This window comes from Escherichia sp. HH41S (assembly GCF_009820115.1).
Lineage (GTDB): Bacteria > Pseudomonadota > Gammaproteobacteria > Enterobacterales > Enterobacteriaceae > Escherichia > Escherichia coli_F.
The window spans coordinates 69,905-85,637 of sequence record NZ_VNXE01000095.1; the positions used below are offsets into that span (position 1 = coordinate 69,905).

Annotated in this window: 16 protein-coding genes; 15 read left to right on the forward strand and 1 reads right to left on the reverse strand. The window is 52.6% G+C overall.

Going from position 1 to position 15,733, the window contains the following annotated elements; translation table 11 throughout:
- Positions 1-143 precede the first annotated feature (143 nt).
- Entirely contained in the window at positions 144-1,322 is a 1,179-nt protein-coding gene (locus FQZ95_RS18210; protein WP_032184713.1) for an arabinose transporter, read from the forward strand.
- Here the strand turns inward: FQZ95_RS18210 and flk are convergent.
- The gene (gene flk, locus FQZ95_RS18215; RefSeq protein WP_000615830.1) at positions 1,319-2,314 is read right to left on the reverse strand and encodes a flagella biosynthesis regulator Flk; all 996 of its coding nucleotides are present in this window, start codon (positions 2,312-2,314) and stop codon (positions 1,319-1,321) included. The two genes, FQZ95_RS18210 and flk, sit on opposite strands and share 4 nt — an antisense overlap.
- Positions 2,315-2,412: 98 nt before the next feature.
- Here flk and pdxB point away from each other — a divergent pair, with 98 nt between their 5' ends.
- The 14 genes from pdxB (at position 2,413) to FQZ95_RS18285 (ending at position 15,728) form a co-directional block, all read left to right on the forward strand.
- Complete coding sequence (gene pdxB / locus FQZ95_RS18220; RefSeq protein WP_000699132.1) at positions 2,413-3,549, forward strand: 4-phosphoerythronate dehydrogenase PdxB; 1,137 nt, start codon at positions 2,413-2,415, stop codon at positions 3,547-3,549.
- A 65-nt stretch (positions 3,550-3,614) separates the two neighbouring features.
- On the forward strand, positions 3,615-4,628 hold the full coding sequence (locus FQZ95_RS18225; protein ID WP_001289165.1) for an aspartate-semialdehyde dehydrogenase: 1,014 nt from the start codon (positions 3,615-3,617) through the stop codon (positions 4,626-4,628).
- The gene (truA, locus tag FQZ95_RS18230) at positions 4,628-5,440 is read left to right on the forward strand and encodes a tRNA pseudouridine(38-40) synthase TruA (protein ID WP_105272180.1); all 813 of its coding nucleotides are present in this window, start codon (positions 4,628-4,630) and stop codon (positions 5,438-5,440) included. Before FQZ95_RS18225 ends, truA begins: the two co-directional genes overlap by 1 nt.
- 82 nt (positions 5,441-5,522) lie before the next feature.
- Positions 5,523-6,182 (forward strand): DedA family protein, encoded by a 660-nt coding sequence (locus FQZ95_RS18235; protein ID WP_000364335.1) that lies wholly within the window; start codon positions 5,523-5,525, stop codon positions 6,180-6,182.
- A 155-nt stretch (positions 6,183-6,337) separates the two neighbouring features.
- On the forward strand, positions 6,338-7,252 hold the full coding sequence (gene accD / locus FQZ95_RS18240) for an acetyl-CoA carboxylase, carboxyltransferase subunit beta (protein ID WP_000118404.1): 915 nt from the start codon (positions 6,338-6,340) through the stop codon (positions 7,250-7,252).
- A 69-nt stretch (positions 7,253-7,321) separates the two neighbouring features.
- On the forward strand, positions 7,322-8,590 hold the full coding sequence (gene folC, locus FQZ95_RS18245) for a bifunctional tetrahydrofolate synthase/dihydrofolate synthase (RefSeq protein ID WP_105283871.1): 1,269 nt from the start codon (positions 7,322-7,324) through the stop codon (positions 8,588-8,590).
- Positions 8,580-9,242 carry a cell division protein DedD gene (gene dedD, locus FQZ95_RS18250; protein WP_000146992.1) on the forward strand — a complete coding sequence of 221 codons (663 nt, stop codon included), beginning with the start codon at positions 8,580-8,582 and terminating at the stop codon, positions 9,240-9,242. Before folC ends, dedD begins: the two co-directional genes overlap by 11 nt.
- A gap of 243 nt (positions 9,243-9,485) precedes the next feature.
- A complete protein-coding gene (gene cvpA / locus FQZ95_RS18255; protein WP_032184707.1) occupies positions 9,486-9,974 on the forward strand; it encodes a colicin V production protein in 489 nt (162 codons plus the stop codon).
- Between the two features lie 36 nt (positions 9,975-10,010).
- Positions 10,011-11,528 carry an amidophosphoribosyltransferase gene (purF, locus tag FQZ95_RS18260; RefSeq protein WP_000334213.1) on the forward strand — a complete coding sequence of 506 codons (1,518 nt, stop codon included), beginning with the start codon at positions 10,011-10,013 and terminating at the stop codon, positions 11,526-11,528.
- A gap of 94 nt (positions 11,529-11,622) precedes the next feature.
- Positions 11,623-12,192, forward strand: coding sequence for a flavin prenyltransferase UbiX (ubiX, locus tag FQZ95_RS18265; RefSeq protein WP_000825697.1), 570 nt, complete (start codon positions 11,623-11,625; stop codon positions 12,190-12,192).
- A 264-nt stretch (positions 12,193-12,456) separates the two neighbouring features.
- Positions 12,457-13,239: a lysine/arginine/ornithine ABC transporter substrate-binding protein ArgT gene (gene argT, locus FQZ95_RS18270; protein WP_000748235.1), complete on the forward strand. Its 783-nt coding sequence runs from the start codon at positions 12,457-12,459 to the stop codon at positions 13,237-13,239.
- Positions 13,240-13,456: 217 nt separating this feature from the next.
- Positions 13,457-14,239, forward strand: a complete 783-nt coding sequence (gene hisJ / locus FQZ95_RS18275; protein WP_000737621.1) for a histidine ABC transporter substrate-binding protein HisJ — start codon at positions 13,457-13,459, stop codon at positions 14,237-14,239.
- An 89-nt stretch (positions 14,240-14,328) separates the two neighbouring features.
- On the forward strand, positions 14,329-15,015 hold the full coding sequence (gene hisQ, locus FQZ95_RS18280; protein ID WP_000965505.1) for a histidine ABC transporter permease HisQ: 687 nt from the start codon (positions 14,329-14,331) through the stop codon (positions 15,013-15,015).
- Positions 15,012-15,728 carry an ABC transporter permease gene (locus FQZ95_RS18285; protein ID WP_000569957.1) on the forward strand — a complete coding sequence of 239 codons (717 nt, stop codon included), beginning with the start codon at positions 15,012-15,014 and terminating at the stop codon, positions 15,726-15,728. Before hisQ ends, FQZ95_RS18285 begins: the two co-directional genes overlap by 4 nt.
- The last annotated feature ends 5 nt before the right edge of the window (positions 15,729-15,733 follow it).

Sequence of the window (15,733 nt, forward strand, 5' to 3'; positions counted from 1 at the left end):
CTGTTCCAGGCAAACTTCCCGCTTTGTTGATTTCCTTCTGAAAAGACGTACGCGTTAAATCCTGCCAACGCGTACCGTAACCCTGAAACCAGAGAGATGAGACGGGGAAATTCCTCGCCTCGCGCTGCATTCTGGAGTAATGCATGACTGCTGTAAGCCAAACCGAAACACGATCTTCTGCCAATTTTTCGCTTTTCCGCATCGCTTTTGCGGTTTTTCTCACCTACATGACCGTAGGGTTACCATTGCCGGTTATCCCGCTGTTTGTTCATCATGAGCTGGGCTATGGCAACACCATGGTCGGGATTGCCGTCGGCATTCAGTTTTTGGCTACGGTGCTGACGCGTGGCTATGCCGGGCGACTGGCCGATCAATATGGTGCAAAACGTTCGGCGCTTCAGGGGATGTTAGCTTGTGGTCTGGCAGGGGGCGCACTGCTGTTGGCGGCGATTTTGCCCGTCTCCGCACCGTTCAAATTTGCTCTGTTGGTCGTCGGACGTTTGATTCTTGGCTTTGGTGAAAGCCAGTTACTGACGGGGGCTCTGACCTGGGGATTGGGCATCGTTGGGCCAAAACATTCCGGCAAAGTGATGTCATGGAACGGAATGGCGATTTACGGTGCCCTCGCTGTTGGTGCGCCGCTTGGCCTGTTGATTCATAGCCATTACGGTTTTGCTGCCCTGGCGCTCACCACAATGGCATTACCCATACTGGCGTGGGCCTGTAACGGCACAGTGCGCAAAGTACCGGCCCTGGCGGGAGAACGTCCATCGCTGTGGAGCGTTGTCGGGCTTATCTGGAAACCAGGGTTAGGTCTGGCGCTACAAGGTGTTGGCTTTGCGGTTATCGGGACTTTTGTTTCGCTCTACTTTGCCAGCAAAGGATGGGCGATGGCAGGCTTTACACTCACCGCATTTGGCGGCGCATTTGTCGTGATGCGCGTGATGTTTGGCTGGATGCCAGACCGTTTTGGCGGCGTGAAAGTGGCGATTGTTTCTCTGCTTGTAGAAACAGTGGGCTTGTTGCTGCTCTGGCAGGCGCCAGGTGCGTGGGTCGCATTAGCGGGCGCGGCCTTAACCGGAGCTGGATGTTCGCTTATCTTTCCAGCGCTGGGCGTGGAGGTGGTTAAACGCGTACCGTCACAAGTTCGTGGCACCGCACTGGGTGGATACGCCGCGTTTCAGGATATCGCCCTCGGCGTCTCCGGGCCGCTGGCGGGAATGCTGGCGACCACGTTTGGTTACTCATCGGTATTTCTTGCCGGGGCGATCTCTGCGGTGCTGGGAATTATTGTCACGATACTGTCGTTTCGTCGGGGTTAACGAACCAGCCAGACCAGCATCAGGATAATCGCGACTAATAGTATCCACAGCGCGGGACGCGTTGCCATATTTTGCAACGTGTCCATCATCGGTGGAAAAGGATTAAGCAGCGGTTGCATATCACGCGGATCAATCCCTTTAACCCGCCGTTGATAAAGCTGATTAAGGATATCCTCAGCCTGGGCTGAAGAAAGCGATGATTGCGCAGAAAGGCCATATTTTTGCTGGATATATGCCGATAACGCCGCCAGTTCACTGGCATCTAAAGGTTGTTTCAGCGCCATCTGTAGTGATTCCAGCGTCGGCGTATTTTGCTGGCTTAGCGTCTGACGCGCCTGCAGCCAGGTCACCAGATGGTTAAACAGTTTCGCTGGAATTAACTCACCATCTTTCACCCCGGAAAGTTCCAGCATCGATTGCCAGATCTGCTTGCTGGGTTCTCCCGTTGCCGCCGCAAGTTTGGTAACCAGCTGTTTGAGCGTATTGTGCTCCGCCGGTAATAACGGACGGTCGGTCGCCTCGCGCTGCTGCGGTTGCGGGATAACCATCTTCCCTTCCTGCAACAGGGTGAGAATGGTTTTTAATTGCTCCGGTGAGAGCTGATTCAGTGGCGTCTGACCAAAGTTATGACGAATATAATCCGTGACCGCCTGACGATTATTCCCCAGGCGTAAATACTCACCCAATTGGGCTAAAAGCTGGCGGGCAGAATGGCTTTTTTGCGCGGTCAGCAAACGTTGCGCCAGATTATGCTCAGCGGCGGGAAAGTGACGCGAAAGCAGCGGCGAATCTCCCGACAGGCCAATATCATGCCTGATACCCGCCCACAGTTCTGCTCTTTGCTGTTGCGTCAGCGAAGTCACTTTCGTCATTAAGCTTTCCAGCGAAGTACGTTGCTGACTGGATAAAGGCTGATTGCCCGCGCCAGACGGCAGGTTATCTCCCTGACCTGGTGGTTGCCCAGGAGGAGGGCCGGAAATAGGTTGTATCATTACGTATCCTTATACCTGAAATCATCGCAAGTATGCCTGGCCGCGAGATTATGGCACACTTGTCCGGTTAACTCTCGTCTCATACAGGTAACACAAACGTGAAAATCCTTGTTGATGAAAATATGCCTTATGCCCGCGACTTATTTAGCCGTTTGGGTGAGGTGACTGCGGTTCCGGGGCGTCCAATCCCAGTAGCTCAACTGGCAGACGCGGATGCGCTGATGGTGCGTTCGGTCACGAAAGTGAATGAATCTTTGCTGGCAGGAAAACCCATTAAATTTGTTGGCACAGCCACAGCGGGAACCGACCATGTCGATGAAGCATGGTTAAAGCAGGCGGGAATTGGTTTTTCCGCAGCACCTGGCTGTAATGCGATTGCGGTGGTGGAATATGTTTTCTCCTCACTGCTGATGCTTGCTGAACGCGATGGATTTTCACTGCATGAGCGTACCGTGGGGATTGTGGGCGTTGGTAACGTTGGTCGGCGTTTACAGGCGCGACTGGAAGCGCTGGGGATCAAAACCTTGCTTTGCGATCCGCCGCGTGCCGATCGTGGGGATGAGGGCGATTTCCGTTCGTTGGATGAATTAGTCCAGCATGCGGATATCCTGACATTCCATACGCCACTCTTTAAAGACGGACCGTACAAAACGCTGCATCTGGCGGACGAAAAACTGATTCGTAACCTGAAGCCGGGAGCGATCTTGATTAACGCCTGCCGTGGCGCAGTCGTCGATAATACTGCCCTGTTGACCTGTCTGAATGAAGGTCAGAAGTTAAGCGTAGTGCTGGATGTCTGGGAAGGCGAACCGGAACTCAACGTAGAATTGCTGAAAAAAGTGGATATCGGCACGCCGCATATTGCGGGCTACACCCTCGAAGGTAAAGCCCGTGGCACTACGCAAGTATTTGAAGCGTATAGCAAGTTTATTGGGCATGAGCAACACGTTGCGCTTGATACGTTGCTACCCGCGCCAGAATTTGGCCGTATTACACTGCATGGTCCGCTCGATCAACCGACGCTGAAAAGGCTGGTGCATTTGGTGTATGATGTGCGCCGCGATGACGCACCGCTGCGTAAAGTCGCCGGGATACCGGGTGAGTTCGATAAACTGCGCAAAAACTATCTTGAGCGCCGTGAATGGTCATCTCTGTATGTAATTTGTGATGACGCCAGTGCGGCATCATTGCTGTGTAAACTGGGTTTTAACGCCGTTCATCATCCGGCACGTTAATCTCTTCTTCATGCTCTCTGCTGTAATATTGGCAGGGAGCTTTGCTATTTCTGGAGTAAACCACCATGTCTGAAGGCTGGAACATTGCCGTCCTGGGCGCAACTGGCGCTGTGGGCGAAGCCCTGCTTGAAACGCTGGCTGAACGTCAGTTCCCGGTTGGGGAAATTTATGCACTGGCACGTAACGAAAGCGCAGGCGAACAACTGCGCTTTGGTGGTAAGACAATCACCGTGCAGGATGCCGCTGAATTCGACTGGACGCAGGCGCAACTGGCGTTTTTTGTCGCAGGCAAAGAAGCTACCGCTGCCTGGGTTGAAGAAGCGACCAACTCAGGTTGCCTGGTGATCGACAGCAGCGGATTGTTTGCTCTCGAACCTGACGTACCGCTGGTGGTGCCGGAAGTTAACCCGTTTGTACTGACCGATTACCGCAACCGAAATGTCATCGCCGTACCGGACAGCCTGACCAGCCAGCTGTTGGCAGCACTGAAACCGTTAATCGATCAGGGCGGTTTGTCACGTATCAGCGTCACCAGCCTGATTTCTGCCTCCGCCCAGGGTAAAAAAGCGGTCGATGCGTTAGCAGGGCAGAGCGCGAAACTGTTGAACGGTATTCCGATTGATGAAGAGGATTTCTTCGGTCGTCAGCTGGCGTTCAACATGCTGCCGTTACTGCCGGATAGTGAAGGTAGCGTGCGTGAAGAACGTCGTATCGTTGACGAAGTACGCAAAATCCTGCAAGACGAAGGGCTGATGATTTCGGCAAGCGTCGTCCAGGCACCGGTTTTCTACGGTCATGCCCAGATGGTCAACTTTGAAGCACTGCGTCCGCTGGCGGCAGAAGAAGCGCGTGATGCGTTTGCCCAGGGCGAAGATATTGTGCTCTCTGAAGAGAACGAATTCCCGACGCAGGTGGGGGATGCTTCTGGTACGCCGCATCTTTCCGTTGGCTGTGTACGCAATGACTACGGTATGCCGGAGCAAGTCCAGTTCTGGTCAGTGGCCGATAATGTTCGCTTTGGCGGCGCGCTGATGGCAGTAAAAATCGCCGAGAAACTGGTGCAGGAGTATCTGTACTAATGTCCGACCAGCAACAATCGCCAGTTTACAAAATTGCGCTGGGCATTGAGTACGACGGTAGTAAGTATTACGGCTGGCAACGGCAGAACGAAGTACGCAGTGTACAGGAGAAGCTGGAAAAGGCGCTCTCCCAGGTGGCGAACGAACCGATCACCGTCTTCTGCGCCGGGCGTACCGACGCAGGCGTACACGGTACAGGGCAGGTTGTGCATTTCGAAACGACCGCGCAGCGCAAAGACGCTGCGTGGACGTTGGGCGTAAATGCGAATTTACCTGGTGACATCGCCGTGCGTTGGGTTAAAGCTGTACCTGATGATTTTCATGCCCGATTTAGCGCCACGGCTCGCCGTTATCGCTACATCATCTACAATCATCGGCTGCGTCCGGCAGTGCTGAGTAAAGGGGTAACCCATTTTTACGAACCGCTGGACGCTGAACGGATGCATCGGGCCGCGCAATGCCTGCTGGGCGAGAATGATTTCACCTCGTTCCGTGCGGTGCAGTGCCAGTCCCGAACCCCGTGGCGCAACGTTATGCATATTAACGTCACGCGTCACGGTCCTTATGTGGTGGTAGATATCAAAGCAAATGCCTTTGTACATCATATGGTGAGGAATATTGTCGGCAGCCTGATGGAAGTCGGTGCCAACAACCAGCCGGAGAGCTGGATAGCAGAACTGCTGGCAGCAAAGGACAGAACGCTGGCGGCAGCAACGGCAAAAGCGGAAGGGCTGTATCTGGTCGCGGTGGATTACCCTGACCGGTTTGATCTTCCAAAACCGCCAATGGGCCCGCTATTTCTGGCGGACTAACGAGAATAAAGCTCGGAAAATTTCAGGCTGTAGCCAACGTAGTTACGGCCTGAGAGATAACGAGTACAAGGCATAGGCTAATATGGACCTGATTTATTTCCTCATCGATTTTATCCTGCACATTGACGTGCATCTGGCAGAACTGGTCGCAGAGTACGGCGTCTGGGTTTATGCCATCCTGTTTTTGATTTTGTTCTGTGAAACCGGTCTGGTGGTAACGCCGTTCTTACCGGGAGATTCGCTGCTGTTTGTTGCAGGGGCACTGGCCTCGCTTGAAACCAACGATCTCAATGTTCATATGATGGTGGTACTGATGTTAATTGCCGCGATTGTTGGTGATGCGGTCAACTACACCATAGGACGGTTGTTCGGTGAGAAATTATTCAGTAATCCGAACTCGAAAATTTTTCGTCGTAGCTATCTCGACAAAACTCATCAGTTTTATGAAAAACACGGCGGCAAAACCATTATTCTCGCCCGTTTTGTGCCGATCGTCAGAACGTTTGCCCCCTTTGTCGCAGGGATGGGCCACATGTCGTACCGTCATTTCGCTGCCTATAACGTGATCGGCGCACTGTTGTGGGTACTGCTTTTTACCTACGCAGGCTATTTCTTCGGTACAATTCCGATGGTTCAGGATAACCTTAAGCTGCTGATCGTCGGGATTATTGTGGTTTCCATTTTGCCGGGCGTCATCGAAATTATCCGTCACAAACGCGCTGCGGCACGCGCCGCAAAATAAAAAGTAACTCCGCGGTTCGACCACTTTTTTATCCAAAGTTTCGGGCTGTTATGTTTTAATGTGCAACATTCATGGTCTGTTGGGGGCAAAAATGGCATTATGCGTCCCCAAAGATAAAACTGGCATCGAACCAGGTTCAGACAGAAAGGTCCCTAATGAGCTGGATTGAACGAATTAAAAGCAACATTACTCCCACCCGCAAGGCGAGCATTCCTGAAGGTGTGTGGACTAAGTGTGATAGCTGCGGTCAGGTTTTATACCGCGCTGAGCTGGAACGTAATCTTGAGGTCTGTCCGAAGTGTGACCATCACATGCGTATGACAGCGCGTAATCGCCTGCATAGCCTGTTAGATGAAGGAAGCCTTGTGGAGCTGGGTAGCGAGCTTGAGCCGAAAGATGTGCTGAAGTTTCGTGACTCCAAGAAATATAAAGACCGTCTGGCATCTGCGCAGAAAGAAACCGGCGAAAAAGATGCGCTGGTGGTGATGAAAGGCACCCTGTATGGAATGCCGGTTGTCGCTGCGGCATTCGAGTTCGCCTTTATGGGCGGTTCCATGGGGTCTGTGGTAGGTGCACGTTTCGTACGTGCCGTTGAGCAGGCGCTGGAAGATAACTGCCCGCTGATCTGCTTCTCCGCTTCTGGTGGCGCACGTATGCAGGAAGCACTGATGTCGCTGATGCAGATGGCGAAAACCTCTGCGGCACTGGCAAAAATGCAGGAGCGCGGCTTGCCGTACATCTCCGTGCTGACCGACCCGACCATGGGCGGTGTTTCTGCAAGTTTCGCCATGCTGGGCGATCTCAACATCGCTGAACCGAAAGCGTTAATCGGCTTTGCCGGTCCGCGTGTTATCGAACAGACCGTTCGCGAAAAACTGCCGCCAGGATTCCAGCGCAGTGAATTCCTGATCGAGAAAGGCGCCATCGACATGATCGTCCGTCGTCCGGAAATGCGCCTGAAACTGGCGAGCATTCTGGCGAAGTTGATGAATTTGCCAGCGCCGAATCCTGAAGCGCCGCGTGAAGGCGTAGTGGTGCCACCGGTACCGGATCAGGAACCTGAGGCCTGATAACTGATAAGGGCAGGGCCACTGGCTCTGCCCTTTTGCTATTCTCACCGTAACGAATCAGCGGATACCATGATTATCAAACGCACTCCTCAAGCCGCGTCGCCTCTGGCTTCGTGGCTTTCTTATCTGGAAAACCTGCACAGTAAAACTATCGATCTTGGCCTTGAGCGCGTAAGCCAGGTCGCGGCACGTCTTGGCGTTCTGAAACCAGCGCCATTTGTATTTACCGTTGCGGGTACGAATGGCAAAGGCACCACCTGCCGTACGCTGGAGTCGATTCTGATGGCGGCAGGGTACAAAGTGGGCGTCTACAGTTCGCCGCATCTGGTGCGTTATACCGAGCGCGTTCGTGTGCAGGGCCAGGAATTGCCGGAATCGGCCCACACAGCCTCTTTTGCGGAGATTGAATCAGCACGCGGTGATATTTCCCTGACCTATTTCGAGTACGGTACGCTGTCGGCGTTGTGGCTGTTCAAACAGGCACAACTTGACGTGGTGATTCTGGAAGTAGGGCTGGGCGGACGTCTGGATGCAACCAATATTGTCGATGCTGATGTTGCGGTGGTGACCAGCATTGCGCTGGATCATACCGACTGGTTGGGGCCAGATCGCGAAAGCATTGGTCGTGAGAAAGCAGGGATTTTCCGCAATGAAAAACCGGCAATTGTCGGAGAGCCTGAAATGCCTTCTACCATTGCTGATGTGGCGCAGGAAAAAGGCGCACTGCTACAACGTCGGGGCGTTGAGTGGAATTATTCCGTCAGCGACAATGACTGGACGTTTAGCGATGCTTACGGCACGCTGGAAAATCTGCCGTTGCCGCTTGTCCCGCAACCGAATGCCGCAACGGCACTGGCGGCACTGCGTGCCAGCGGGCTGGAGGTCAGTGAAAATGCCATTCGCGACGGGATTGCCAGCGCAATTTTGCCGGGACGTTTCCAGATTGTGAGCGAGTCGCCACGCGTTATTTTTGATGTCGCGCATAATCCACATGCGGCGGAATATCTCACCGGGCGTATGAAAGCGCTACCGAAAAACGGGCGCGTGCTGGCGGTTATCGGTATGCTACATGATAAAGATATTGCCGGAACTCTGGCCTGGTTGAAAAGCGTGGTTGATGACTGGTATTGTGCGCCACTGGAAGGGCCGCGCGGTGCCACGGCAGAACAACTGCTTGAGCATTTGGGTAACGGCAAATCATTTGATAGCGTGGCGCAGGCATGGGATGCCGCAATGGCGGACGCTAAAGCGGAAGATACCGTGCTGGTGTGTGGTTCGTTCCACACGGTCGCACATGTCATGGAAGTGATTGACGCGAGGAGAAGCGGTGGCAAGTAAGTTTCAGAATCGGTTAGTGGGCACGATCGTGCTGGTGGCGCTGGGGGTGATTGTACTTCCAGGGTTGCTGGACGGGCAGAAAAAACATTATCAGGATGAGTTCGCGGCAATCCCTCTGGTGCCGAAAGCGGGCGATCGCGATGAGCCTGATATGATGCCAGCCGCCACCCAGGCGCTGCCGACGCAGCCGCCGGAAGGCGCAGCGGAAGAGGTGCGGGCAGGTGATGCCGCAGCACCGTCGCTCGATCCGGCCACTATTGCAGCTAATAACACCGAGTTTGAACCGGAACCTGCACCGGTCGCCCCACCGAAGCCGAAACCGGTGGAGCCGCCTAAACCGAAGGTTGAAGCACCACCTGCGCCGAAGCCAGAACCGAAGCCGGTCGTGGAAGAAAAAGCCGCACCGACGGGTAAAGCGTATGTCGTCCAGCTGGGCGCGCTGAAAAATGCCGATAAAGTGAATGAGATTGTCGGTAAGCTGCGCGGCGCGGGTTATCGGGTTTATACGTCGCCATCCACGCCGGTGCAGGGTAAAATTACCCGTATTCTGGTTGGGCCAGATGCCTCGAAAGATAAGCTGAAAGGTTCGCTGGGTGAACTCAAGCAGCTTTCTGGCTTAAGTGGCGTGGTGATGGGCTATACACCGAATTAGTACGGTTTTGCCTGATGCGACGAGGTCTGTGCAGGAGTAGAACCGTAGGTCGGATAAGGCGTTCACGCCGCATCCGACACGCATTGCCCGATGCCGCAAAGGCATGAAAAGTCGATGGCGTTGAATATTTTTTCAGCGCCATTTTTATTGATGCGTGGGAAGGAAATCCCTACGCAAACGTTTTCTTTTTCTGTTAGAATGCGCCCCGAACAGGATGACAGGGCGTAAAATCGTGGGACACATATGGTCTGGATTGATTACGCCATAATCGCGGTGATTGCTTTTTCCTCTCTGGTTAGCCTGATCCGCGGCTTTGTTCGTGAAACGTTATCGCTGGTGACATGGGGTTGTGCTTTCTTTGTCGCCAGTCATTACTACACTTACCTGTCAGTCTGGTTTACGGGCTTTGAAGACGAACTGGTTCGAAATGGGATTGCCATCGCGGTACTGTTTATCGCGACACTGATCGTTGGCGCTATCGTGAACTTCGTGATAGGTCAGTTGGTTGAGAAAACCCACCTGACGGGCACCGACCGGGTGCTGGGCGTCTGTTTCGGTGCGTTGCGCGGTGTGTTGATTGTTGCTGCCATTCTCTTCTTTCTCGACTCCTTTACCGGGGTGTCGAAAAGCGAAGACTGGAGCAAATCACAGCTGATCCCGCAGTTCAGTTTTATCATCAGATGGTTTTTTGATTATCTGCAAAGCTCGTCAAGTTTCTTGCCCAGAGCGTAAGTGCTCTGAGATGTGGCTTAACGAGGAAAAAGACGTATGTGCGGTATTGTCGGTATCGCCGGTGTTATGCCGGTTAACCAGTCGATTTATGATGCCTTAACGGTGCTTCAGCATCGCGGTCAGGATGCCGCCGGCATCATCACCATTGATGCCAATAACTGCTTCCGTTTGCGTAAAGCGAACGGGCTGGTGAGCGATGTCTTCGAAGCTCGCCATATGCAGCGTTTGCAGGGCAATATGGGCATTGGTCATGTGCGTTACCCCACGGCTGGTAGCTCCAGCGCCTCTGAAGCGCAGCCGTTTTACGTTAACTCCCCGTATGGCATCACGCTTGCCCACAACGGCAATCTGACCAACGCTCATGAGTTGCGTAAAAAACTGTTTGAAGAAAAACGCCGCCACATCAACACCACTTCCGACTCGGAAATTCTGCTTAATATCTTCGCCAGCGAGCTGGACAACTTCCGCCACTACCCGCTGGAAGCCGACAACATCTTCGCCGCCATTGCTGCTACAAACCGCTTAATCCGCGGCGCGTATGCCTGTGTGGCGATGATTATCGGCCACGGTATGGTGGCTTTCCGCGATCCTAACGGTATTCGTCCGCTGGTACTGGGGAAACGTGATATCGACGACAATCGCACAGAATATATGGTCGCTTCCGAAAGCGTTGCGCTCGATACGCTGGGCTTTGAGTTCCTGCGTGATGTCGCCCCAGGCGAGGCGATTTACATCACTGAAGAGGGGCAGTTGTTTACCCGTCAGTGCGCTGACAACCCGGTCAGCAATCCGTGCCTGTTCGAGTATGTTTACTTTGCCCGTCCGGACTCGTTCATCGACAAAATTTCCGTTTACAGCGCGCGTGTGAATATGGGCACCAAGCTGGGCGAGAAAATTGCTCGCGAATGGGAAGATCTGGATATCGACGTGGTGATCCCCATTCCGGAAACCTCGTGTGATATCGCGCTGGAAATCGCCCGTATTCTGGGTAAACCGTACCGTCAGGGCTTTGTGAAAAACCGCTACGTTGGTCGCACGTTTATCATGCCGGGTCAGCAGCTGCGTCGTAAGTCCGTGCGCCGTAAACTGAACGCCAACCGCGCTGAATTCCGTGATAAAAACGTCCTGCTGGTCGATGACTCCATCGTGCGTGGCACCACTTCTGAGCAGATTATCGAGATGGCGCGTGAAGCCGGAGCGAAGAAAGTTTACCTCGCTTCTGCGGCACCGGAAATTCGCTTCCCGAACGTTTACGGTATCGATATGCCGAGCGCCACGGAACTGATCGCTCACGGTCGCGAAGTAGATGAAATTCGCCAGATCATCGGTGCTGACGGGTTGATTTTCCAGGACCTCAACGATTTGATCGAAGCCGTTCGCGCTGAAAACCCGGATATCCAGCAGTTTGAATGCTCGGTGTTCAACGGCGTTTACGTCACCAAAGATGTTGATCAGGGCTACCTCGATTTTCTCGATACTTTACGTAATGACGACGCTAAAGCCGTGCAACGTCAGAACGAAGTGGAAAATCTCGAAATGCATAACGAAGGATGATGCCTTCGCTCAGGGTGCCGGTCTGGCACCCTGACTTGCAACTCCCGCCGAAATCCTGCAAAGTCTGCCTGCAAGTCTGACAGGGCAACTATTTATGAAACGACTCATTGTGGGCATCAGCGGTGCCAGCGGCGCGATTTATGGCGTACGATTATTACAGGTTCTGCGCGATGTCACAGATATCGAAACGCATCTGGTAATGAGCCAGGCGGCGCGCCAGACCTTATCCCTTGAAACGGATTTCTCCCTGCGTGATGTGCAGGCATTAGCCGATGTCACGCACGATGCGCGCGATATTGCCGCCAGCATCTCTTCTGGTTCTTTCCAGACGTTGGGGATGGTGATTTTACCCTGTTCAATCAAAACCCTGTCCGGCATTGTGCATAGCTATACGGATGGCTTACTGACCCGTGCGGCAGATGTGGTGCTGAAAGAGCGTCGCCCGCTGGTGCTCTGCGTGCGTGAAACACCGTTGCACTTAGGCCACCTGCGTTTAATGACTCAGGCGGCAGAAATCGGTGCGGTAATTATGCCTCCCGTTCCGGCATTTTATCATCGCCCACAATCCCTTGATGATGTGATAAATCAGACGGTTAACCGTGTTCTTGACCAGTTTGCGATAAATCTACCCGAAGATCTCTTTGCCCGCTGGCAGGGCGCATAACTCCGCTGTTGCCCTGTTTCAGGGCAATTTTGCAACCGCGATCAAATCCTCAACATTTTGTTCCTGCCATTCAATCTAAACGCTGCGATCCAACCGCCATACCTGCTATCTTCAACTTCAGGACAATAATGCAACGTCTTATTAACATATTTAACGTTGAATGTTACTGTTGTCGTCAAGATGGCATAAGACCTGCATGAACGAGCCTGCAAACACACAACACAATACACAATATAAAAAAGCCATTTCACTTGAGGGTTATGTATGAAGAAGTCGATTCTCGCTCTGTCTTTGTTAGTCGGGATTTCCGCAGCAGCTTCCAGCTACGCGGCACTGCCGGAGACGGTACGTATCGGAACGGATACCACCTATGCACCGTTCTCATCGAAAGATGCCAAAGGTGACTTTGTTGGCTTTGATATCGATCTCGGTAACGAGATGTGCAAACGGATGCAGGTGAAATGTACCTGGGTTGCCAGTGACTTTGACGCGCTGATCCCCTCACTGAAAGCGAAAAAGATCGACGCCATTATTTCGTCGCTCTCCATTACGGATAAACGTCAGCAGGAGATTGCCTTCTCCGACAAACTGTACGCCGCAGACTCTCGTCTGATTGCTGCCAAAGGTTCACCGATTCAGCCAACGCTGGATTCACTGAAAGGTAAACATGTTGGTGTGCTGCAGGGATCAACCCAGGAAGCGTATGCCAATGATAACTGGCGCAGTAAGGGTGTCGATGTGGTGGCCTATGCTAACCAGGATTTGGTCTATTCCGATCTGGCTGCAGGACGCCTGGATGCCGCTCTGCAAGATGAGGTTGCTGCCAGCGAAGGTTTCCTCAAGCAACCTGCCGGTAAAGATTTCGCTTTTGCAGGCCCTTCAGTGAAAGACAAAAAATACTTCGGTGACGGCACCGGTGTCGGGCTACGTAAAGATGATGCTGAACTGACGGCTGCGTTTAATAAGGCGCTTGGCGAGCTGCGTCAGGACGGCACCTACGACAAGATGGCGAAAAAGTATTTCGACTTTAATGTCTACGGTGACTGATACGTCGCAGGGAAGCTGTACCTGATGGAATGATCATGGTGCACGCCAGGTTTGTTGCACTATCGTGGTGCATTAAAATGCATACTTAAGCATTTTTAATGAAAAATAATACGTCTAACGGGGCGGGATATTTTGCCTTGATGGTCAATTTTATGGCACGATAAGTGTAACAAACCTGTAAATATTCCCTATAAAAAGACTGTCAGTTGAGGACATTATGAAAAAACTGGTGCTATCGCTCTCTCTGGTTCTGGCCTTCTCGAGCGCAACGGCGGCGTTTGCTGCGATTCCGCAAAACATCCGCATCGGTACCGATCCGACCTATGCGCCATTTGAATCAAAAAATTCACAAGGTGAACTGGTTGGCTTCGACATCGATCTGGCGAAGGAATTGTGCAAACGCATCAATACGCAATGTACGTTTGTCGAAAACCCGCTGGATGCGTTAATCCCGTCCTTAAAAGCGAAGAAGATTGACGCCATCATGTCATCGCTTTCCATTACGGAAAAACGTCAGCAGGAAATTGCCTTCACCGACAAACTGTACGCTGCCGACTCTCGTCTGGTAGTGGCGAAAAATTCCGACATTCAGCCGACAGTCGAGTCGCTGAAAGGCAAGCGCGTAGGCGTATTGCAGGGCACCACCCAGGAGACGTTCGGTAACGAACACTGGGCACCAAAAGGCATTGAAATCGTCTCTTATCAGGGGCAGGACAACATTTATTCTGACCTGACTGCCGGACGTATTGATGCCGCATTCCAGGATGAGGTCGCCGCCAGCGAAGGTTTCCTCAAACAACCCGTTGGTAAAGATTACAAATTCGGTGGCCCGTCTGTTAAAGATGAAAAACTGTTTGGCGTAGGGACCGGCATGGGTCTGCGTAAAGAAGATAACGAATTGCGCGAGGCACTGAACAAAGCCTTTGCCGAAATGCGCGCTGACGGTACTTACGAGAAATTAGCGAAAAAGTACTTCGATTTTGATGTTTATGGTGGTTAATCGCCATCGGTGAAAGAAAGCCCGCTCCCTTCGGGTAACCGGAGGGAGACAAGAGGCGGTAATTCACCACACACGACAGGACAGGCAGCATGTTGTATGGGTTTTCAGGTGTTATTTTACAGGGTGCGCTCGTCACGCTGGAGCTGGCGATCAGCTCTGTAGTGCTCGCTGTAATCATCGGTTTAATTGGCGCTGGCGGTAAGCTCTCGCAAAATCGGTTTTCGGGGCTGATTTTCGAAGGGTATACCACGCTGATTCGTGGCGTGCCGGATTTAGTGTTGATGCTGCTGATTTTCTACGGTTTGCAGATTGCGCTAAACACGGTGACGGAGGCGATGGGCGTCGGGCAGATTGATATCGATCCGATGGTCGCAGGTATTATCACTCTCGGTTTTATCTACGGTGCTTACTTCACCGAAACGTTTCGTGGCGCGTTTATGGCAGTGCCAAAAGGGCATATAGAGGCGGCAACGGCGTTCGGTTTTACTCGTGGGCAAGTGTTTCGGCGGATTATGTTTCCGGCGATGATGCGTTACGCCCTGCCAGGCATTGGCAACAACTGGCAGGTGATCCTCAAATCTACCGCTCTGGTTTCGTTACTCGGCCTGGAAGATGTGGTCAAAGCCACGCAACTGGCAGGCAAAAGTACCTGGGAACCGTTCTATTTCGCCATCGTCTGTGGCGTGATTTACCTGGTTTTCACCACCGTTTCCAATGGTGTGCTGCTGTTCCTTGAGCGCCGCTACTCCGTGGGTGTGAAGAGGGCTGACCTGTGATCGAAATCTTACATGAATACTGGAAACCGCTGTTGTGGACCGACGGTTATCGCTTTACCGGTGTGGCGATTACCCTTTGGTTGCTGATTTTGTCGGTTGTGATAGGTGGAGTTCTGGCGCTGTTTCTGGCGATTGGTCGCGTCTCCAGCAATAAATACATCCAGTTTCCAATCTGGTTATTTACCTATATTTTTCGCGGTACACCGCTGTATGTTCAATTGCTGGTGTTCTATTCCGGCATGTACACGCTGGAGATTGTTAAGGGTACCGAGTTCCTTAACGCCTTTTTCCGCAGTGGCCTGAATTGTACTGTGCTGGCGTTGACGCTTAACACCTGTGCTTACACCACCGAGATTTTTGCCGGAGCAATCCGTTCGGTACCGCACGGAGAAATTGAAGCCGCCAGAGCCTATGGCTTTTCGACCTTTAAAATGTATCGCTGCATTATTTTGCCTTCAGCGCTGCGTATTGCGTTACCGGCCTACAGCAATGAAGTAATCCTGATGCTGCACTCTACTGCGCTGGCGTTTACGGCCACGGTGCCGGATCTGCTGAAAATAGCCCGTGATATTAACGCCGCCACGTATCAACCTTTTACCGCTTTCGGTATCGCCGCGGTGCTCTATTTAATCATCTCTTATGTCCTGATCAGTCTGTTCCGCAAAGCGGAAAAACGCTGGTTGCAGCATGTGAAACCTTCTTCAACGCACTGAGAATA

Excerpts from the sequence above, each read along its gene's own strand:
- FQZ95_RS18210 (WP_032184713.1), top strand. The coding sequence starts at position 144 with ATGACTGCTGTAAGCCAAACCGAAACACGATCTTCTGCCAATTTTTCG.
- flk (WP_000615830.1), bottom strand. The coding sequence starts at position 2,314 with ATGATACAACCTATTTCCGGCCCTCCTCCTGGGCAACCACCAGGTCAG.
- FQZ95_RS18225 (WP_001289165.1), top strand. The coding sequence starts at position 3,615 with ATGTCTGAAGGCTGGAACATTGCCGTCCTGGGCGCAACTGGCGCTGTG.
- truA (WP_105272180.1), top strand. The coding sequence starts at position 4,628 with ATGTCCGACCAGCAACAATCGCCAGTTTACAAAATTGCGCTGGGCATT.
- FQZ95_RS18235 (WP_000364335.1), top strand. The coding sequence starts at position 5,523 with ATGGACCTGATTTATTTCCTCATCGATTTTATCCTGCACATTGACGTG.
- accD (WP_000118404.1), top strand. The coding sequence starts at position 6,338 with ATGAGCTGGATTGAACGAATTAAAAGCAACATTACTCCCACCCGCAAG.
- folC (WP_105283871.1), top strand. The coding sequence starts at position 7,322 with ATGATTATCAAACGCACTCCTCAAGCCGCGTCGCCTCTGGCTTCGTGG.
- cvpA (WP_032184707.1), top strand. The coding sequence starts at position 9,486 with ATGGTCTGGATTGATTACGCCATAATCGCGGTGATTGCTTTTTCCTCT.
- purF (WP_000334213.1), top strand. The coding sequence starts at position 10,011 with ATGTGCGGTATTGTCGGTATCGCCGGTGTTATGCCGGTTAACCAGTCG.
- ubiX (WP_000825697.1), top strand. The coding sequence starts at position 11,623 with ATGAAACGACTCATTGTGGGCATCAGCGGTGCCAGCGGCGCGATTTAT.
- argT (WP_000748235.1), top strand. The coding sequence starts at position 12,457 with ATGAAGAAGTCGATTCTCGCTCTGTCTTTGTTAGTCGGGATTTCCGCA.
- hisJ (WP_000737621.1), top strand. The coding sequence starts at position 13,457 with ATGAAAAAACTGGTGCTATCGCTCTCTCTGGTTCTGGCCTTCTCGAGC.
- hisQ (WP_000965505.1), top strand. The coding sequence starts at position 14,329 with ATGTTGTATGGGTTTTCAGGTGTTATTTTACAGGGTGCGCTCGTCACG.